At 65.4% G+C, this 17,830-nt stretch carries 17 protein-coding genes and 1 tRNA gene; 6 read left to right on the top strand and 12 right to left on the bottom strand.

The window, feature by feature from the left end; translation table 11 throughout:
* Positions 1–6: 6 nt before the first annotated feature.
* The 3 genes from G6N57_RS12410 to G6N57_RS12400 all read right to left on the bottom strand — a co-directional run bounded on the left by G6N57_RS12410 (position 7) and on the right by G6N57_RS12400 (position 1,710).
* The gene (locus G6N57_RS12410) at positions 7–561 is read right to left on the bottom strand and encodes a hypothetical protein (RefSeq protein ID WP_077742780.1); all 555 of its coding nucleotides are present in this window, start codon (positions 559–561) and stop codon (positions 7–9) included.
* Positions 558–773 carry a hypothetical protein gene (locus G6N57_RS12405; RefSeq protein WP_234815776.1) on the bottom strand — a complete coding sequence of 72 codons (216 nt, stop codon included), beginning with the start codon at positions 771–773 and terminating at the stop codon, positions 558–560. Before G6N57_RS12405 ends, G6N57_RS12410 begins: the two co-directional genes overlap by 4 nt.
* Before the next feature lie 199 nt (positions 774–972).
* Positions 973–1,710, bottom strand: a complete 738-nt coding sequence (locus G6N57_RS12400) for an SDR family NAD(P)-dependent oxidoreductase (protein WP_077742778.1) — start codon at positions 1,708–1,710, stop codon at positions 973–975.
* 154 nt (positions 1,711–1,864) lie between these two features.
* Between G6N57_RS12400 and G6N57_RS12395 the strand changes: the two genes are divergently transcribed.
* Positions 1,865–2,677, top strand: coding sequence for an enoyl-CoA hydratase/isomerase family protein (locus G6N57_RS12395; RefSeq protein ID WP_077742777.1), 813 nt, complete (start codon positions 1,865–1,867; stop codon positions 2,675–2,677).
* On the opposite strand, the gene G6N57_RS12390 is transcribed toward G6N57_RS12395, so the two are convergent.
* Together G6N57_RS12390 and G6N57_RS12385 are read right to left on the bottom strand one after the other, a co-directional pair.
* On the bottom strand, positions 2,671–3,285 hold the full coding sequence (locus G6N57_RS12390; RefSeq protein WP_077742776.1) for a TetR/AcrR family transcriptional regulator: 615 nt from the start codon (positions 3,283–3,285) through the stop codon (positions 2,671–2,673). The genes G6N57_RS12395 and G6N57_RS12390 overlap by 7 nt on opposite strands.
* Before the next feature lie 48 nt (positions 3,286–3,333).
* The gene (locus tag G6N57_RS12385; RefSeq protein ID WP_077743226.1) at positions 3,334–4,170 is read right to left on the bottom strand and encodes a helix-turn-helix transcriptional regulator; all 837 of its coding nucleotides are present in this window, start codon (positions 4,168–4,170) and stop codon (positions 3,334–3,336) included.
* Positions 4,171–4,257: 87 nt separating this feature from the next.
* Between G6N57_RS12385 and G6N57_RS12380 the strand changes: the two genes are divergently transcribed.
* On the top strand, positions 4,258–5,220 hold the full coding sequence (locus G6N57_RS12380) for an SDR family oxidoreductase (protein WP_077742775.1): 963 nt from the start codon (positions 4,258–4,260) through the stop codon (positions 5,218–5,220).
* Here G6N57_RS12380 and G6N57_RS12375 read toward each other — a convergent pair.
* Entirely contained in the window at positions 5,180–6,040 is an 861-nt protein-coding gene (locus tag G6N57_RS12375; protein ID WP_077742774.1) for a helix-turn-helix domain-containing protein, read from the bottom strand. The two genes, G6N57_RS12380 and G6N57_RS12375, sit on opposite strands and share 41 nt — an antisense overlap.
* A gap of 138 nt (positions 6,041–6,178) precedes the next feature.
* Between G6N57_RS12375 and G6N57_RS12370 the strand changes: the two genes are divergently transcribed.
* Together G6N57_RS12370 and G6N57_RS12365 are read left to right on the top strand one after the other, a co-directional pair.
* Positions 6,179–7,096: an alpha/beta hydrolase family protein gene (locus tag G6N57_RS12370; protein ID WP_077742773.1), complete on the top strand. Its 918-nt coding sequence runs from the start codon at positions 6,179–6,181 to the stop codon at positions 7,094–7,096.
* Between the two features lie 43 nt (positions 7,097–7,139).
* Positions 7,140–8,597 (top strand): glycosyltransferase family 39 protein, encoded by a 1,458-nt coding sequence (locus tag G6N57_RS12365; RefSeq protein WP_077742772.1) that lies wholly within the window; start codon positions 7,140–7,142, stop codon positions 8,595–8,597.
* A 13-nt stretch (positions 8,598–8,610) separates the two neighbouring features.
* Here the strand turns inward: G6N57_RS12365 and G6N57_RS12360 are convergent, their stop codons facing one another.
* Positions 8,611–9,243, bottom strand: coding sequence for a TetR/AcrR family transcriptional regulator (locus tag G6N57_RS12360; RefSeq protein ID WP_077742771.1), 633 nt, complete (start codon positions 9,241–9,243; stop codon positions 8,611–8,613).
* Positions 9,236–10,489: a cytochrome P450 gene (locus G6N57_RS12355; protein ID WP_077742770.1), complete on the bottom strand. Its 1,254-nt coding sequence runs from the start codon at positions 10,487–10,489 to the stop codon at positions 9,236–9,238. Before G6N57_RS12355 ends, G6N57_RS12360 begins: the two co-directional genes overlap by 8 nt.
* 640 nt (positions 10,490–11,129) lie before the next feature.
* On the opposite strand from G6N57_RS12355, the gene G6N57_RS12350 reads away from it, so the two are divergent.
* Together G6N57_RS12350 and G6N57_RS12345 are read left to right on the top strand one after the other, a co-directional pair.
* On the top strand, positions 11,130–13,550 hold the full coding sequence (locus G6N57_RS12350) for a polymorphic toxin-type HINT domain-containing protein (protein WP_234815775.1): 2,421 nt from the start codon (positions 11,130–11,132) through the stop codon (positions 13,548–13,550).
* A gap of 5 nt (positions 13,551–13,555) precedes the next feature.
* Entirely contained in the window at positions 13,556–13,960 is a 405-nt protein-coding gene (locus G6N57_RS12345; protein WP_077742768.1) for a hypothetical protein, read from the top strand.
* A 324-nt stretch (positions 13,961–14,284) separates the two neighbouring features.
* On the opposite strand, the gene G6N57_RS12340 is transcribed toward G6N57_RS12345, so the two are convergent.
* The 4 genes from G6N57_RS12340 to glp form a co-directional block, all read right to left on the bottom strand.
* A tRNA-Ala gene (locus tag G6N57_RS12340) sits at positions 14,285–14,357 on the bottom strand.
* Between the two features lie 55 nt (positions 14,358–14,412).
* Positions 14,413–15,624, bottom strand: coding sequence for a divisome protein SepX/GlpR (gene sepX, locus G6N57_RS12335; protein ID WP_077742767.1), 1,212 nt, complete (start codon positions 15,622–15,624; stop codon positions 14,413–14,415).
* 222 nt (positions 15,625–15,846) lie between these two features.
* Positions 15,847–16,500, bottom strand: coding sequence for a GNAT family N-acetyltransferase (locus tag G6N57_RS12330; protein ID WP_077742766.1), 654 nt, complete (start codon positions 16,498–16,500; stop codon positions 15,847–15,849).
* 46 nt (positions 16,501–16,546) lie between these two features.
* Positions 16,547–17,785: a molybdotransferase-like divisome protein Glp gene (gene glp, locus G6N57_RS12325; RefSeq protein WP_077742765.1), complete on the bottom strand. Its 1,239-nt coding sequence runs from the start codon at positions 17,783–17,785 to the stop codon at positions 16,547–16,549.
* Between the last annotated feature and the right edge of the window lie 45 nt (positions 17,786–17,830).

The following is a 17,830-nucleotide window of genomic DNA, read 5'->3' as shown; positions in this document are numbered from 1 at the left end:
CCCCGATCACACCGAGAAGCGGATGGCGGCGAGCTCGAGGGCCTTGCCCTCGAGCCGCTGGCCCAGATAGATCTCAGCCTGGATGAGGCGCTCGCAGTGCCAGCGGATGTCCTCGGCATGCTCGCGAGATGCCGTGTAGCGCACCGCCATGGTGCTCACGTCGATGCGGCGGGTGTCGCGCACCCGCAGGTTCTCGGACACCAGGAAACCGTCTTCCTCGGCTGCCGTGATGGCCTCCAGCACCTGCCCGACGGCCAACCGGATGTCACGGCAGCCGTTCTCGGCGATCTCGGAGGCCTCACGCTGGATGTCGCCCTGCTTGCGGACCACCATCGCGTCGGCGTTGACCTGTTCACCCGCGACCTCATTGGCGGTACCCGACCACTCCGCCCCGCCGGGCGCGCAAACGTTCTGCCGGTGCCACTCGAACAGTTCCTCTGACTCGGCCGCCAACTGCCGCCAGCGCGCGGCAGCATCCGCGAGATACGTTGTGTCCCAACTCTCCAGCTGAGATCGAGTCAGCTCCCCACCCGATGGACCGGCGGCGGCTACATCATTCACATCAACTCCGCCAGACCTCCGGCGTGTTGTTCGTCGATCGCGGCGTAACGAAGCGCGGCCGCGGACAGATGCCCCGCCTGCGCCCTGACGCGACCCGACTGGGAGGCCCGCGCGGTGATCACCGCATCGTCCATCGCCGAGACACCCGTACTGCTCGGATAGCCCCCGGCATCCGGGCGGGCAGGCGATACCCCCAATTCGGCAGCGATCATCTCGCTGCTAGTGGCCCCCGCACGAAGCGCCCCCGGGTCCACTCTCAGATCGTTTGCCATAGCAATCCCCCAACTGGCCAATCTGCTCCCCGAGGCTAACGGAATCGGCTGAGTTGAGCCCAGGGGCTGAGCAAGTATGCCATTGCAAACTGGCGTCAACCAAGAGCGGGATGGTCGCCTTCCGGCCACCGGGCGGCCATCAGCCGGCCATCGTCAAGCCCCCACTGACACTGAGGACTTGGCCAGTAATGAAGCTGGCATCGTCGGAGGCGAAGAAGAGCACAGCTTTGGCGACCTCCTCAGGTTTCGCGACCCGGCGGAACGGGATGGCTCTGATGAGCCCGTCGCGGACCTTGTCCGGAAGCGAATCGAACAGCGGGGTGTCGGTCGGTCCAGGGCAAACACAGTTGACGTTGATCTGATGGCGGGCCATCTCGCGCGCGAGCGACTTGGTGAAGGCGATCAAGCCACCCTTTGTACCGGCGTACACCGTCTCCCCCAGACTGCCCACCCGCCCCGCATCACTGGCAATGTTGACGATCTTTGCCGTACCTCCCTCGGCGAGGATCGTTTCGAGGAAGGCATGCGTGAGCCGGACCGGCCCGAGAAAGTTCACCGCGACCAATCCCTGCCAGAGCGTGTCGTCATTGGACATGAACGGCTCGACCCGATCGAAGCCCGCCGCGTTGACGAGGACGGCGGGTGGACCGTGCACGGCCACGACGGCATCGCGCAGTGTGCTCACCGCCTCCTGGTCGGCCAGATCGACCACGTGCGCGGTGGCGTTCGCGCAGTCGTGCACCGTCCGGATGAGCCCTGCCTCATCGCGGTCGACGGCGGCCACGGTCGCGCCGGACTCCGCCAACGCGATCGCGATGGCCCGACCGATCCCCGAGGCCGCACCCGTGACCACAGCGACTTTGTTGTCGAATCGCATTACCTGACCTTCCGCTCTGCGGTGATGTGGACGCTGAGGCCACTATCGGACGCGCGCACGAGAAAATCAACCATTCGGTCGATAATTGACTTCAATGGTCGAAAAACCGTAAGTTCGGTTGAATCGCAGGTGCCATACGAAAGGGACAGTCCCCATGGATTTCTCCGACTACCAGCAGCTGACGCTGACCCGCCGGGACAACGGCGTCCTGCTGATCACCCTGAACCGGCCGGAGAAGTACAACGCGGCCGACGAAGGCATGCACACCGAACTGGCCAACATCTGGAAGGACGTGGCCGCCGACCCGCAGACCCGGGTCGCGGTGATCACCGGTGCCGGTAAAGCTTTCAGTGCCGGCGGGGACCTGGCCATGGTGGAGCGGATGGCCGGTGACTACGACCGGGTCTCACACATGCTCGGCGAGATGAGCGATCTGGTCTACAACATGATCAACTGCGACAAGCCGATCGTGTCCGCGATCAACGGCGTCGCGGTCGGGGCCGGCGCGGTGGCAGCCCTGCTCGCCGACGTTGCGATCATCGCCGAGGACGCCCGGATCGGCGACGGTCACGTCAAGCTGGGTGTGGCGGCCGGCGACCACGCGGCCATCATCTGGCCCCTGCTGGCCGGGACGGCGAAGGCGAAGTACTACCTGATGACCGGCGAGATGATCGACGGCGTCGAGGCCGAGCGGATCGGCATGGTCGCCAAAGCCCTTCCGCGCGAGGAGGTTCTGGACGAGGCGCTGCGGATCGCGGACAATCTGGCCACCGGCGCCCAGCAGGCGATCCGGCTGACCAAGCGTGCGCTCAACAACTGGTTGCGCAATGCAGGCCCGATCTTCGACCAGTCCGCGGCTTACGAGATGTTGACCTTTCTCGGACCGGACGTGGTGGAGGGTTACACCGCTCTTCGGGAAAAGCGCGCGCCGCACTTCCCGTCGGCGCGGCCGACGACCGGTCAGTAGAACAGGCACAGGGCCCGGTCGACGATCGCGGCGCGCAGTTCCGCGCGGTCGTCGTCGTGCATCCCCGGTCCGATCCAGACCGAGGACTGGTTGAGAATGCCGTGCAGGCACTGCAACGCGACATTGACGTCCGGACAGGTGAATTCGCCTTCGGATACGCCGCGCTGCACCACCTTGCGGAACACCGCGTCGTGACGGCGGCGCATGTCCTTCATCGGCTCGTCGAAGACCGCAGGCCAGCCCCGCGGCCACGAGAACACCGCAGCCACCTCGGGTGCGGTTTCGGTGAGGATGCGAATCTGTTCATCGATCACGGCCGCGAGATGCTCGCGAGCACCGGTATTTCCCAGGGCCTGCTCACGGACCGCCAGCCGCTGCAACACCTCCTGGGTGAGGGTCTCCAGCGCAGCGGACACCAAGGCATCCTTGGACGAAAAGTAGTGGTAGAGAGTGGCCTTGGCGATGTCAGTCTGCTCGGCGACGTCTTCCAGGCTCATCCCCTGATAGCCGGACTCGGTCAGGATTCGGGTGGCCGTCTTGACGATCTCGGCCTTACGCCGGTCACGGCGGCGCGCCACGCGACTGGAGCCCGCCGGCTGATCCTCCACGGTCCCATCCTAACCAGGGTGGGTCGACTACTCGACCACACGGACGAATTACGGCGACGGCACACCGACCACCGAAAGCAGCTGCAGCTTCTCGTAGCTCTCGCTGCCCGGCACCGCGGTGTAGACGAGGAGTGAGTGGGACTGCTCGGGGTCGAGCAGGATCTGGCAGTTCAGTTCGAGACTCCCGACCTCGGGATGCCGATAGCGCTTGATGTCTCGCGGTCTGATGCCGACCTCGTGCTGATTCCACAGCAGCCCGAACTCCTCGCTTTCGGCGGTGAGCAATTCGGCGAATCGAGCCGCCCTGGACCCTGGACCACGCAGTGCGAAGACGCCTCGAAGCCCGGAAACGTACATCCGCGAATAGAATTCGTGGTCCTCGCGCGGATAGAGGCCCCGCACCGACGGGTCGGTGAACCAGCGGTACCCGATGCTGCGCGACGGCCCGGTGTACCGGCACAGGTCTCCGACCAGGGCGACACCGAGCGGGGTCTGCCGCAGGGTCTCCCCCAGCTCGGTGACGATCTCGGCCGGGGTGTCGGTGAGCCGGTCGAAGATTCGCAGCATGCCGGGGCTGATGTGATCACTGCTCGCTCCACGCACCGGCGGTTGATGTCCGGCGAGGCGGAACAGGTGGTCCCGCTCGTCAAGGGACAGATGCAGCCCCTGTGCGATCGAGGCGATCATCTGCTCCGAGGGCTGCGGGCCGCGTTCCCGCTCCAGCCGCGAGTAGTAGTCGGTCGACATGTGGCACAGCGCGGCGACTTCCTCGCGCCGCAGCCCAGTCGTTCGGCGGCGTTGTCCACGTGGGAGCCCGACGTCCTCGGGCTGCAGCGCCCCGCGGCGGCGGACCAGGAATGCCGCCAGGCCGGCTCGATCGATCATGCCTGTCATCTTCTCCCGGGCCGGACCGCTGAGCCACGGATCGTCAGGCCGTGGATACGGCGGAGCCAGGTCGGCACTCTCGAGCACATGCCACATGCTGACGACATCACGATCGACGACCTGTCCGGAAAACGTGCGGTGGTGACCGGCGCGAGCGACGGTATCGGCCTCGGCATCGCGACACGCCTCGCCGCTGCCGGCGCCGACGTGGTCGTGCCGGTCCGCAATCCACGCAAGGGTGACGCGGCCGTCGCCACGATCCGCGAACGGCATCCGCACGCGAAGTTGACGCTGGAGGAGCTCGACCTGTCCTCGCTGGCCTCGGTGGCCGCGCTCGGTCAGAAACTGCGTGCCGAGGGTGCTCCGATTCACGTGCTCGTCAACAACGCCGGAGTAATGACCCCGCCCGACCGGCAGACCACCGGCGACGGATTCGAATTGCAGTTCGGCACGAACCACCTGGGCCACTTCGCGCTCACCGCCCACCTGCTGCCGCTACTCAGGGCCGGCCGGGCGCGGGTGACGTCGCAGACCAGCGTCGCCGCCCGCCGCGGGACCATCAACTGGGACGACGTGAACTGGGAGCACTCCTACGACGGCATGGCCGCCTACCGGCAGTCCAAGATCGCCGTCGGACTGTTCGGCCTCGAGCTCAGTCGTCGCAGTGCGGCCGCCGGCTGGGGCATCACCAGCAATATCGCTCACCCAGGCGTCGCCCCCACCAGTCTGCTGGCAGCGCGCCCGGAGGTCGGCCGCGCCAAGGACACCGTCGGCGTGCGGATGATCCGGTGGTTCTCGGCGCGCGGCCTCATCGTGGGTACCGTGGACAGCGCCAAACTGCCCGCACTGGTGGCTGCGGCGTCGGCCATCGCCAAGGACGGCGCGTTCTACGGGCCCCAGTGGCCGGGCCACGTCGGCGGCCCTCCTGGTGCACAGAAACTGTGGAAACCACTGCGCGACAACGAGAACGCGTCACGCCTGTGGACGGTGTCGGAGGAACTCACCGGTGTCACTTTCGCGTCGGACTGGACGCACTCCAACTGGCCATGATGCTCAACGCTTGCGCAGAAGGGGAATTCGGTTCGGCGGTGTATCCGACGAGGGACAGTCCCGGTGCCGCCGCTAATTCGAAAACGTTGTAGGTGAGCGTGAGATCACCGAACTCGGGGTGCCCGAACTTCTTGACGCCATGCCGGTGGGCGGTCACATTGTGGGCCGCCCAGCGGGTGCGGAACTCGATGCTCTGGGTGGCGAGTTCTCCGACGATCTGGGTCATGGCCGGCGAGTGAGGATCCCTGGCCGCCTCGGCCTGCAACAAGGAGACAGCTTCGTCGGCGCTGCGCCGCCATTCGGGAAATACCTGCGCTGCAGAAGAATCGAGGAAGATGAATCGGGCGAAGTTGGGACGCCCGACGGCCCTGTCGTACAGCGGTGAATACAGCAGCCGGCCCAGCGGGTTCGCGGCCAGGATGTCGAGGTTTCCGTCGAGCACGATCGCCGGGGAGCCGGACATGCCATCGATCAACGCCTGAACGCCCTCCGGCAGTTTGCGAACAGCGGCTCGCTTGTTCCGCGTCGGCGCGCGGGTGCCGGCTGCGGCGCGGACCAGGTTGAAGAAGTGAACCGTCTCGTCCTCCGAAAGCCGCAACGCCCTGCTGATCGCCTGCAGCACCTCGTCGGACACGCCCGTGACGTTGCCCCGCTCGATCTGCGTGTAGTACTCGGCGCTCACCCCGGCGAGCTGCGCGGCCTCCTCACGTCGCAAGCCGGGCACCCGGCGTCGCACGCCGGGGGCCAGCCCGACCTGTTCGGGAGTGATCTTGGCGCGCCGGGACATCAGGAACTCCCTGACGTCCTTCGCGATGTCCACACCCCAACAGTAGGGAAAGGCGGTGGGCATAGGGAGGGGTTGCCAGTACCCCCTATAAGCAGCGTCTCCCCGATCGCATCAGCAAGCCCATAGCGTGGGGATACAGACAGGTTCGTCCAACGGAAACGAGGTTACGAGATGCCCGAGAACAACGAAGCACAGGAAGCATTCGACGGCTTCGTCGAGTTGTGGACCACCGGTACCACGGCGGGCCGTCGCGCACCGGTGTTGCGCCGTCCCGACGAGGTGGGCCTGCCGTACGAGGACGTGGTGTTCCCGTCGATGGACGGTGTGCCCCTTGAGGGCTGGTTCATCCCCGCCGAGTCGGACCGGCTGATAATCCACAACCACTTCCTGCCTGGCAACCGCTACGGTTACCCGGGGCACCTGCCAGAGTTCAGCGGCCTCGGCGGCTTCGAGGTCAACTTCCTGCCGGAGTACAAGGCACTGCACGACGCGGGGTACAACGTCCTGGCCTACGACATCCGTAACCACGGCATGAGCGGTCAGGGCAACGGCGGCATCGCTGGTATCGGGTTGACCGAGTACCGCGATGTCATCGGATCGCTGCGCTACGCTGCGGCACGGCCGGATACCAAGAATATGAAAAAGGTGCTGCTGTCGGTGTGCCTTGGCGCGGACTCCACTGCCGTCGCGTGGTCGAAGCACCCGGAAGAGTTCTCCGAGATCCAGGCCATGGTCATGTTGCAGCCCGTGTCCGGTAGCTACATCGTCGAGGAGTTCGTGAAGGCCATCGGGATGCCGGACGGGTATGCCAAGTTCGACAAGGCCGTGCACGAACGCACCGGGTTCCACCTGGCCGAGCAGTCACCACTGGAGCACGTGAAGGCCGTGACGGTACCGACGCTGGTGGCGCAGGTTCACGACGACGTCATGACGCGACCGCAGGATGTGCAGGACATCTTCGACGCCCTCCCTGTAGAGGAGAAGGCCCTGCACTGGATCACCGGAACCGACCGCCGATTCGACGGCTACAACTACTTCGGAGTGCACCCCGAGGTTCCGATCGAATGGTTCGACAAGCACGTCAATTGACTACGACCAGGTCGCCGTGGCCCGGCCACTAACGTGGGCCTCTGTGACCACCGCCGACGTCGACAGACCTGCCGGTCAGCGCATATCGCCGTTCGCCGTGGGCGTTGTGCTCCCGATCAGCGCCGTCACCGCCTTATTGCATTGCATCGCAGGTGTATTGGACCAGCACTACTGGTTCGACGAGGTGTACATGGTGTCCATCGGTCGCAGTCATCTCGACTGGGGATCGGCCGATCAACCGCCGTTGACGCCCGCGCTGGCGGCGCTGGCGGATGCCGTCGCACCTGGTTCGCTGATCGTGCTGCGGCTGGCCGCCCTACTGGCGACCGCAGGGGCGGTCGTGGTGGCCGGCCTCATCGCCCGCGAGCTCGGATGTGACGGGCGGGCGCAGGGGCTCACGGCCGCCGCACAGGCCACCGCCGCCTGGTCCTCCTTGGTCGGGCATTGGCTGACGCCGTACTCACTCGAGCCCGTCCAGTGGCTGTTGTTGATCTGGCTGTTGGTGCGGTGGGTTCGGCTCCGCGAGGACCGACTGCTTCTCGCGGTCGGTGTCGTGGCCGGTATCGCGGCGATGACGAAGTTCCAGATTGTGTTGTTGGGTGTCGTGCTCATCGCGGCGATCGCGGCCGTCGGCCCGCGAGCACTCTTGCGTCGTCCGCTGTGGTGGGCGGGGCTGGGTATTGCTGTAGCGATCGCCATGCCGACGTTCATCTGGCAGTACCTCAACGGCTGGCCGCAATTGAAGATGGCCCCGGTCGTCGCGGGTGAGGCCGAGGCGCTGTACGGCGGTCGGCCGGGGATCGCCGTGCAGCTGATCGTGTTCGCGGGCGTGCTCGGTGTCGGCCTCGGCGCGTACGGGCTGTGGCTGCTGTTTCGGGTACCGGGGCTACGTGACTACCGCTTCCTCGGTGTCAGTTTCGTCGTGCTCTACGTGGTTTTCGTCGCCACCGCGGGCCGTCCCTACTACATCGTCGGCTTGTATGCGCCGCTGGCTGCGGTCGGTGCGCTGGGCCTGCAATGGCGCCGCGAGGCAGGGGCCCGTGTTTCCCGCTGGCTGGTGTGGCCGGTATACGCGGCAAGCGTCGCGCTGGCCGTCGGGGTACTGGTCGTCTCGACGACGGCCGTGCTCTCCGACATACCCCAGAAAATTGCGCAGCGCGCGGGCGACGTCTACCGCTCGTTGCCCGCCGACCGGCGTGAGCGCACTGCCCTGATCGGCGACTCCTACATCGTCGCGGCGTATCTCGACGGCTACGGGGATCGATACGGCCTGCCCACCGCATACAGCCTCAACCGCAGTTACGGCTACTTCCCGTCGCCGAGCGAAGATCAATCCGAAGCCCTCTACATCGGTAAGGAGCCCGGCGAACTTCGTCAGTACTTCGCAGACGTGCGCATGGCCGGCGACATCGGCGAGGACATGCACGCGTACCTACTGACCGGACGACAGCAACCGTGGGAGCTGATCTGGTCGCGGTTGCGCAATTTGACCGTGTCCTGAATCGGCTGCCCCGCTAGCGCTCCTGCCCGTGGATCGACAGCGACATCAATCTGGGATAGAGCACCGCCGGGCCCAACCATCGAGCAACGAAGTGGCGCAATGCGAGTCCCTGGCGCGGTTCTTGCCCAGGATCCGTCAGCATGGAATGCACGGTGCGCAAAGTCATCTCGGCAAGTTCACGGAGCGCGGCGGTGTCGAAGCCGTGCAGCTGCCAATCGACGTCGAGACGGTGAAAAACGGACAAGCAGAATGCTATTGCCGTGTCGGAGGTCAGCGAGACGACCGCTTCGCCCTCATCTCGCCGGGTCAGCAACCGCTCCAGCTGAGGATCACCGGAGAGGCTCTCGACTCCGAATGAAACGCTCTCGACCACGGCGGTGACCGGGTCGTTGAGCCCGCTGACATGATCTGCGACCTGGTCGATGAATCCGTTGACAGCGCGCATCGCGCTGGCGATGAGCAGGGCGTCGGCGTTCGGAAAGTAGCGGTACACCGTCTGGCGGGTGACTCCGAGTCTGCGGGCCACGTCGGCAAGTCGGATCGCCGGCCCATGTTCGGCGATCTCCTCGTCGACAGCGGTCAGGATGCGCGAAATGGCTTCCTCGTCCGATGAGGGCGTCAAACCCGCCCAGCCACGGCTACGCATCCGCCGTCACAAGTCTTTCGCTGGTGAATTGAATCGGAAGCGTTGTCGGACCGGTCATTCCCAGCAGGGATCTCCACGGGGCCGGGCCGACGCGTTGGGTGCCGGAGAGGCGGCGGGTGAGGACCGTGAGTGCTTCGGCCAGTTCGCGGCGTGCCAGGTTCGCACCCAGGCAGTAATGCGCGCCACCGCCGAACGTCAGGATTGCGGGGACGTCCTTGCGGGTGATGTCGAAGCGATCGGCATCGGTATAGATCGCTGGATCTCGGTTGGCGGCAAAGGTGTTCGCGAGGACGAAGGTTCCGGCCGGGAACAGATAGCCACCGAACTCGACATCCTCGACGGCGGCACGCGGCACGATGCAGGCCGCGGGCGAGTGGCGCATGCTCTCCTCCACTGCCTGCATTGCCAGCTCCGGATTGTCGCGCAGCTTGGCCCATTGGTCCGGATGCTCGCAGAGCACCTGAACCGATGCCGCCAGCTGGTTTCGCGTCGTATCCGTTCCCGCCATCAGGAAGCCGGCCACCAGCATGCGGAGTTCGTCCAGGTTCAGCCGGTCGCCGTCACTTTCAGCGCGAATGAGCTCCGACAGCAGATCATCGGTCAGATTGTCTCGGCGGGCGGCGACCATCCCGTCGACGTACGCGTCGAGTTCACCCCAGGCGCGCATGATCGCCGACTCATCAAAGTCGGCATCCGGCTGAAAGTTGAGGGCTTTGAAGACCTCTTCGGTCCAGTCCGCGAACAACTGCCAATCCCCGCGCGGCGCACCGAGCAACGCGCACATGATCGGGGTGGGGTAAGGACGCGCGATGTCGGTCACGACGTCGCACTCGCCGGAGTCCACCACCCGGTCGATCAGCCCGTTCATCACCTCGTGGATGGTGCCTTGGAGACGTGAGGTCGCGCGGGGCGTGAACGCCTTGGAAACCAGCTTGCGCAGCCGAACATGTGGTGCGCCGTCCAGGCCGAGGAGACTGGTCGTCATCTTGTCGTACAACGGACCTGAGGTGATGCCCTGCGCCGCCAGAGTGATTCCGGGCGGGAGGCGGAACCTGTTGTCGCGCAATATCTCGCGAGCCAGCTCGTAGGAAAGTATTTCCGGGCCGAGAGGTCCGATGGCAATGGGCGCGCGGGCTTGCGCCAGCCGGACATCTTCGAGGATGTCGTGCGGCGTGGCAGTGAGGCTGTACGTGAGCGTCGGAAGCCCAGCCTCGAAGACGTTGGGAGCGGCGCTGTTCACGTTCATTGACGTTCCTGTCTTTCGCGAGACCCACGCGGACACCAAAGCGACATAATTATCCGAAGCGTATGACCACTGCCGTCCGGACGTCAATGCCATCCCGCTTTATCGCCACCTAGGTCCACGCGTCCAACGACTAGGTCATACGTTTTTCCACTATGCGTCCGAACAGACGGACCGCAACGCTGGATGCGGGCGCGGCCACCGCGCCCCACGGTGAGACCGCCTGCGAGTACTCGCGCCTTCCGCCCCGGGAGCTTGGGCACGAGCGACGGGAATCAGCTACCCATCGAGGGCGTGTGAGCAAACACACATAGGACCTTAGCAGACCTGCATTTTTCGATGGCCCACATCACTACCTGCGGGTCGAGCGAACCCAGGATTCTTTGCTACCAACAAAGGTCCGCCGAGCCGATACCAGCACTCAGACAGCCTTAACTGGCAGTTGACGAGTGAGTATGCGCCGGATTACTGTCCCGAAATCACCTGGGAGCAGACGATGAACTGCCTCCAGACATGTTGCTGATCGGGGGATCACATGCGGCACAAACGAGGCGTTCCAACTCGTACAGCAAATTTCCTACCTGAAGATTGGCAAATACTCTGGCTCGGTTGGCCCGCACGGTGGCTAGCCATCGTGTGCGCGGTGGCGGTTACGCTCGGCGGGCTACACCTGATCGCACCCACTGCGGAGCAGGACAGCGACGCAGTGGCGGCGACTGCGGCGTCGGCGATTGAGGGGTTCGCCAATGCCGCAGTCGCCGCGTTCGATGACTCGGCGGTAGGTTCGGACCCTGCCTTGTCCCCGCAGCAGCGCCGAGCCGGACTGCCCGAGGACCCGGTGGCCGGTCTGACCTCACCAACAGCGGCCGGCCCCGTACAGGTGGTGCTGCCCGGTGGCCTCGGACCCGCTCAGCAGGCCGCCGGTGGCCAGGTGATCTATCCGAATGCCGGTGCAGGCTTTGACTTCCTGGCCGAGAACACCACCACCGGCACCCGCACGGTCGCGCGGATCAACGGTCCCGCTGGGCCGCGGATGATCACCACGTTCGTCCGCACCCCTGCTGACACGGTGATGCTGGCCCACACCAACGGCAACCTCACGATCAACCGGGCCACCCCGGCCGCCGAGACCATCGGCCTGTTCTCCCCGGCCGAAACCCGCGACGTCACCGGCGCTTTGGTACCGAGTTCGTATGTGGTCAAGCAGCTCGCCCCGCAGTTGTATGCGTTGGCCGAGGTGTTCGATCCTCAACCGGGCACCACGTGGCCGGTGTATGTCGACCCACCCCTGCACCTCGCCAGAGCCGGCGGGGCCGCACCCCCCGAGGGACTGTTCGATTCGGTCACCAACGCGGTCAACTCCGTCACCAACACCGTGACCTCGGCGGCCTCCACCGCGATGTCGGCCACCGTCTCCGGAGCGAAAGCTGTCGGCACATTCGTCAAAGAAAACCCGCTCGAATCGGCCATGCTCGTCGGCGGCGTCGCCCTCGCGCTCACCGGAGTCGGCGGACCCGCCAGCGCGGCCATGATCGCCTCGGCCACAGTCAACCTGGCCAGCGCCGGCGTGGACATCGCCGCAGCCGCCATGCCCGACAACCAAGCACTTGGCATCGCCTCCAACGTGCTCGGCGCCGCCTCCATGGTCACCCCGCAAGGCGCAACCAAAAAGGTCATCAAAGAAGGCGTTGAGCAAGCGGCCGAACAACTCGCCAAACACACCGCTGACATCGTCGACGTCGCCAAAGCCGCACCCACCCCACCAGCACAACTCGCCGACGAGGTGGCGGCAGCCCGCGCGGCGAAACCGCCCACCGTGCCGGGGTTGTCACCAAAGGCACCCAACGCGCCACCGACTGCGGGTAAAACACCGGAAATACCCTGTGCGGGACAGTCGTTCAGCCCCAATACGTTCGTGCTGCTGGCAGATGGCACCAGTCGCCCCATCGCAGAAGTCAGTATCGGTGATCTGGTGTGGTCAACCGACCCCGCCACCGGCCGGTCAGGACCCCAGACGGTTCAGGCGGTGCTCGTCAATCACGACACCGACCTGCTCGACCTCACCATCACCAACACCGCCGGTGAATCTGCGCTCGTCCACACCACTGAACGCCATCCGTTCTACAGCCCCAGTCGTGCGCAGAACCCGGTTCGTGGCCTGTCAGCCGTCACCACACCCAGTCAGGCCAACGGACCCGGCTGGACCGACGCGGCGGATCTTCGTTCCGGTGACGGCCTCTACACCCCCAACGGTGATGCCGCAGAGGTCAAGTCGGTTACACCCGTGGACGGTGACGCCCACATGTGGGACCTCACCATCGAGAACACGCATACCTTCTACGTCACGACCACGGCAGCGCCGGTCCTTGTCCACAACTGCCCGATGCCGGCCGACTACGGACCGAAGAGCCTGCCCGCCTGCACAAAGCTCGATTGCGGACACACCACCGAGGTGCCGTCGCTTGTTTACAACGAGAGCGTCGTGCCGGGACATTACAACCACAACCTTGACGCAATCGAGAACGGTCGCCCAGAGGTCCTGACGAAAGGCGATCCCAAAGACACCGTTCGACGCCGTCGACAAGCAACTGGACACTTGCCATCCGCTGGCGAGGGAAAGGTCAAACACGAGTACCCCTATGCGTCGTCGGAAGAGGGCGGCAGGGGCGCCCACGTCACGTCCCAGCTGCGCAGCGAATCGGATATCGAGGGCGACTTGGTTCGATCCCTCAGTCGCGATCAGAAGGTACGACCAGGCGATCGGTTCACGACGACATATCGGGGCACTGACGGGAAGACACGCTGCCCAGAGTGTGCGAACAAGCAACGCTACGATTCGCAGGACGCAAGCCGTCAAGGTGTCATTCAACCCTCCGTTCGTCAGCAGGGTTCAGCGGGCGGCACTCGGCAAGGCCAGAGCACGAACCCGACAAAGGCCAAATCCAACAAAAAGCCCGACCGTAAGAAGGTGAAGCAGAAACGCAAACAAAAGCATCAGGATAAGAAGAAGCAAAAGAAGAAAAATAAAAAGAGCAAGCAGAACCACAACAAGCCAAAGGGATAGACATCATGCCGGGTCCGAAGAACTTGTTGATTCTGGAGACGGAAGTATTTCCTGACTACCACCGGGTATACATCGAGGATTTCGACACTCCCGACGGCGCGGAATCTGGCGAGTCGGCTTGTACCTACACGGACCATTCTGTGCTGGTGAGGACTATCACCGCGGATGAAGCTATTGACAGCGACACCGATATTCGCGTGAGGATATACCAGGGAGCTTCCGAACAGCCTCTGGGCGAGCGCATATATTCGGGCGAATTGATGCTTGACAGTGGATATCTAGCGGTAGGCAATGCGGAGGATACGATCGCCAAGTGTCCCTTTGAGCCCGGTGAAACGATCCGCCTCCAGATCTTTGTAGACAGGCCGTCAGCAGCGCGTGAGGTCAACGTTCTCATAGATCCCAAATGATCCCCGCCAGCTGCGCCGCTGCACATATTCAGGAGGACCCAACGCTCTGGGCGCCGATGTGGCCTGTGAGATGACCGGATCGGCCGTCTGACCCGCGTCTCCAAAAATGCTGCGGGCGATCATCATTCCGCACCCCCGGCGGGCCGGCTAGAGGCCCGCGAACCGGACTCGCCTAGCTGGTTCCACGGCAGCTCCGCGTGCTGGGCACCCTCAAACACAGAAGGATCCATCCCGCTCCGCGCATCAGCGGGAGCTTCTCCGCAGCGGCGGCTTGTGGCCGAGTCAAAAAATGGCAGATCAGTTGCCTGACCTGCCATTTGAGAGTGGAGCTAAGGGGAATCGAACCCCTGACCTTCTCGATGCGAACGAGACGCGCTACCAACTGCGCTATAGCCCCTAATACCGAGTGGAAAGGCTACCAGGACTGCCCCCGGGAGACGAAACCGGCCGCCCTACTGCCCGGAAGCACGCGGTAGATCGTATTCGCGCGACATCGACCCGTACGACGCGTAGGCCAGATGCTCGAAGATCGGATCCTCGTCGTCGATGTCGAGGACCACTGCCCCGGGCCTGCGCAGCCGGGCCGGTACGACGTCGAGCTTGTGGTCGTCGGTGTTCTCCACGCCCAGCCTGGAGCGGGCCATGCGCTGCGCACGGCGACGCCTCAGCTGCTCCTCGATGCGCGTCTGACGGCGCAGGTAAGCCAGGTACAGCACGGTCAGCGTGCCGGCAGTGCCACACACCCACCAGGCCGACGGTGTCACCAGGAAGGCGGCTCCCGCCGAGAACAGCAACGTGGCGGCCAGCAGCGCGAGTACACGCTTGCGGAACCGGAACTTGCGGGCGCTGATCTCCGCGGCCTTCTTGGATTCGAACCGGCGTTGCCGGGTCGCGCCCAACGACGCGACGCGTGCCTCGGACTGGTCTTCCTCGACCGGCTCGTCCTCGGCTTCGGGTTCCAGGCCTGTCTCGTCGGCGACGTATTCGTACTCGTCGTCGGCGAAATCCTCCGGGTCCTCAGTCTCCTGGACCGGCTCAGGCTCCTCGGCCTCGTCGAGATCGACTGCGATCCGCTCGGTTTGGGCTTCCGACTCGACGGCGTCGAATTCCTCGACGGGCTCCTCGATCGTTTCTTCGACCGGTTCGTCGACCGCGACGGGCTCCGGCTCGGGTTCGGGCTCAGCCTCGGGCTCGGTCTCGAACTCCAATTCGAGTTCGGGCTCGCCGACTTCCTCGGGCGCCGCCTCGGCCTGAGCCGCCTTGGCCATCGCACCGACCGGCAGGGCACCGGAATCCTCGTCGACGATGTCGACGTCGAGGTAATCGGGTTCGGGGGTCTCGACACTCGCGGCGGCCACCACGACGGTGCGCTGCACGGTCGCGTGCACCCGCACTTCGGCAGGCGCCTCGTCCTCGAGGTCTTCATCGAGATCCTCGTCGAGGTGGTCGGCGCTTGGCCGCCAGTGCGGATCGCTGTGGTGCCCGGCGGCGGGGCCGCGTCGTAAGCGTTGTGCGTTGCGTCCGCTGTTGAGGACTCGGGTCGCCAGGGCGACGTCACTGGTACGACGGACCGAGTCGCGCTTGCTGATCAACATCGGAACCAAAACGAAAAGCCAGAGAACGACGAGGGAAATCCACAGCAGTGACTGGGGGATGCTTGGCATGACGCCTGCTCCTTTCCCCTTCAGGCTAGGTCTGTGACCAGCGCATCCATGGATGGCGCGCCGACACAATTACACACCTGTAATTCGATCGATACAAGCACCAACAGTCACATGTGTCACATTGGTAACAGCGGATGAGAGCCGATTCGCTGAGATTGCTTCCAGGGCTGTGGATCCGGCGAAATCACGACCGTGGGCGCAGTTTCGACACGGCGCGCCGGATCAGCACCAACTGGCCCGGCCGGCCGAAACCAGCGACTGGGCCGCCGAGTGCTTGAGCTCTTCCAACGTGACCGCCACCAGAAGATGGTCGCGCCAGGCGCCGTCCACCTCGAGGTAGCGACGCAGCAGCCCCTCCTCGCGGAAACCCACCCGCGCCAGCACGGCCCGGCTCGCCGCGTTCTCCGGGCGCACCGTGGCCTCCACCCGGTGCAGCTGCACGCCGTTGAAGCAGTGGTCGAGCCCCAGCGCGAGCGCACCGGTCGCCACCCCGCCGCCGGTCTTGTCGCTGGCCACCCAGTAGCCGATCCACGCCGACCGCAGCGCACCGTGCGTGACGTTGCCGATCGTCAGCTGGCCGGCGAACTGCCCGTCGAGCTCGATCACATAGGGCAGCATCCGCCCGCGCCGGGCCTCACTGCGCAGACCTGAGCAGATCGTCGGCCACGACGAAACAGCATGGCGGACATGCCAATCCACACCACTCACCGGCTCCCACGGCTCCAAGTGGGCCTGGTCGGCCAGCCGGATGCGGCTCCACACCGCGGCATCACGCAGCCGCACCGGGCGTAGCCGCACCACCCCGGCCGGAACCCGCAGCGGCCCGACCGGACCGGGCCAGCCCGGGTGAAAAGCGTTGGAGCGGAACAGGCTCATCCGCATTGTCGATTCGTCACACCGTCATTCATCGAATGAAGTCTTATCAGCCGCGCTGAGCCAGGAATGCCACATCCACGGTTTCGCCGGTGCGAACCTCGTCGACCTCACTCGGAATCACCACGAGACAGTTCGCCTCGGCGAGCGTGGCCAGCAGGTGGGTCGACGCGCCCGGCGCCCCGCCTAGGGCCTGGACCAGGTATTCGCCGGTGTCCTGGTCACGCATCAACTGCCCGCGCAGGTACCCCGTACGGCCGGCCACCGAGCTGATCGGGGACAGGGTGCGGGCCTGAACCATGCGGCGCATCGGCTGGCGCTTGCCCAGCGAGAGCCGGATCAGCGGGCGCACCATCACCTCGAACACCACCAGCGCACTTACCGGGTTGGCGGGCAGCAGGAACACCGGAACGCGGTCGCGGCCGAGCTGGCCGAAGCCCTGCACCGAGCCCGGGTGCATCGCGATCCGCGCCACTTCCATCTCGCCGAGTTCAGAGAGCACGGTGCGCACCGACTCGGCGGCGGCTCCGCCCACGGCACCGGCGATGACCACGATCTCGTTGCGATTGACTTGGCCCTCAACGGTTTCCCGTAATTCCCCGGGGTCGGTGCTGATGATGCCGACCCGGTTGACCTCGGCACCCGCGTCGCGGCCCGCCGCGGCCAGCGCATAGGAGTTCACGTCGTACACCTGGCCCGTGCCCGGATTGCGGGACACGTCGACGAGCTCACCGCCCACGCACATCACCGACAACCTCGGCCGCGGATGCACCAGCACCCGGTCCCGCCCGACCGCGGCCAGCAGACCCACCTGGGCCGGGCCGATGATGGTGCCCGCCCGGACCGCGACGTCGCCGGGTTGCACATCGTCACCGGTGCGCCGGACATAGGCGCCCGAGCGCACACTGCGCAGGATGCGGACCCGGCTCTCACCGCCGTCGGTCCATCGCAACGGCAGCACCGCATCGGCCAGAGTGGGCATCGGTGCGCCGGTCTGCACGCGCGCGGCCTGCCGCGGCTGCAACCGGCTCGGGGTGCGGGCTCCCGCCTCGATCGAGCCCATCACGGGCAGGCTGATCTCCCCGGCGCCGTCACCCACGGACAGCACGTCGACGCTGCGCACCGCGTAACCGTCGATCGCGGCCTGATCGAATCCAGGCATGGGTCGTTCGGTGACGACCTCTTCGGCACACATCAGGCCCTGAGACTCGGCGATGGCCACTCGCACCGGTCGGGGGGCCACCGCAGCAGCCGCTACCCGAGCCTGCTGTTCCTCCACCGAACGCACAACACGCCTTTCTATCTACGGGCCCCCGACTGCCGGACACCCGAC

Source organism: Mycolicibacterium boenickei (assembly GCF_010731295.1).
Classification (GTDB): domain Bacteria; phylum Actinomycetota; class Actinomycetes; order Mycobacteriales; family Mycobacteriaceae; genus Mycobacterium; species Mycobacterium boenickei.
Note: the sequence above shows the minus strand (reverse complement) of the source record. Positions and strands in the feature narration are given on the sequence as shown.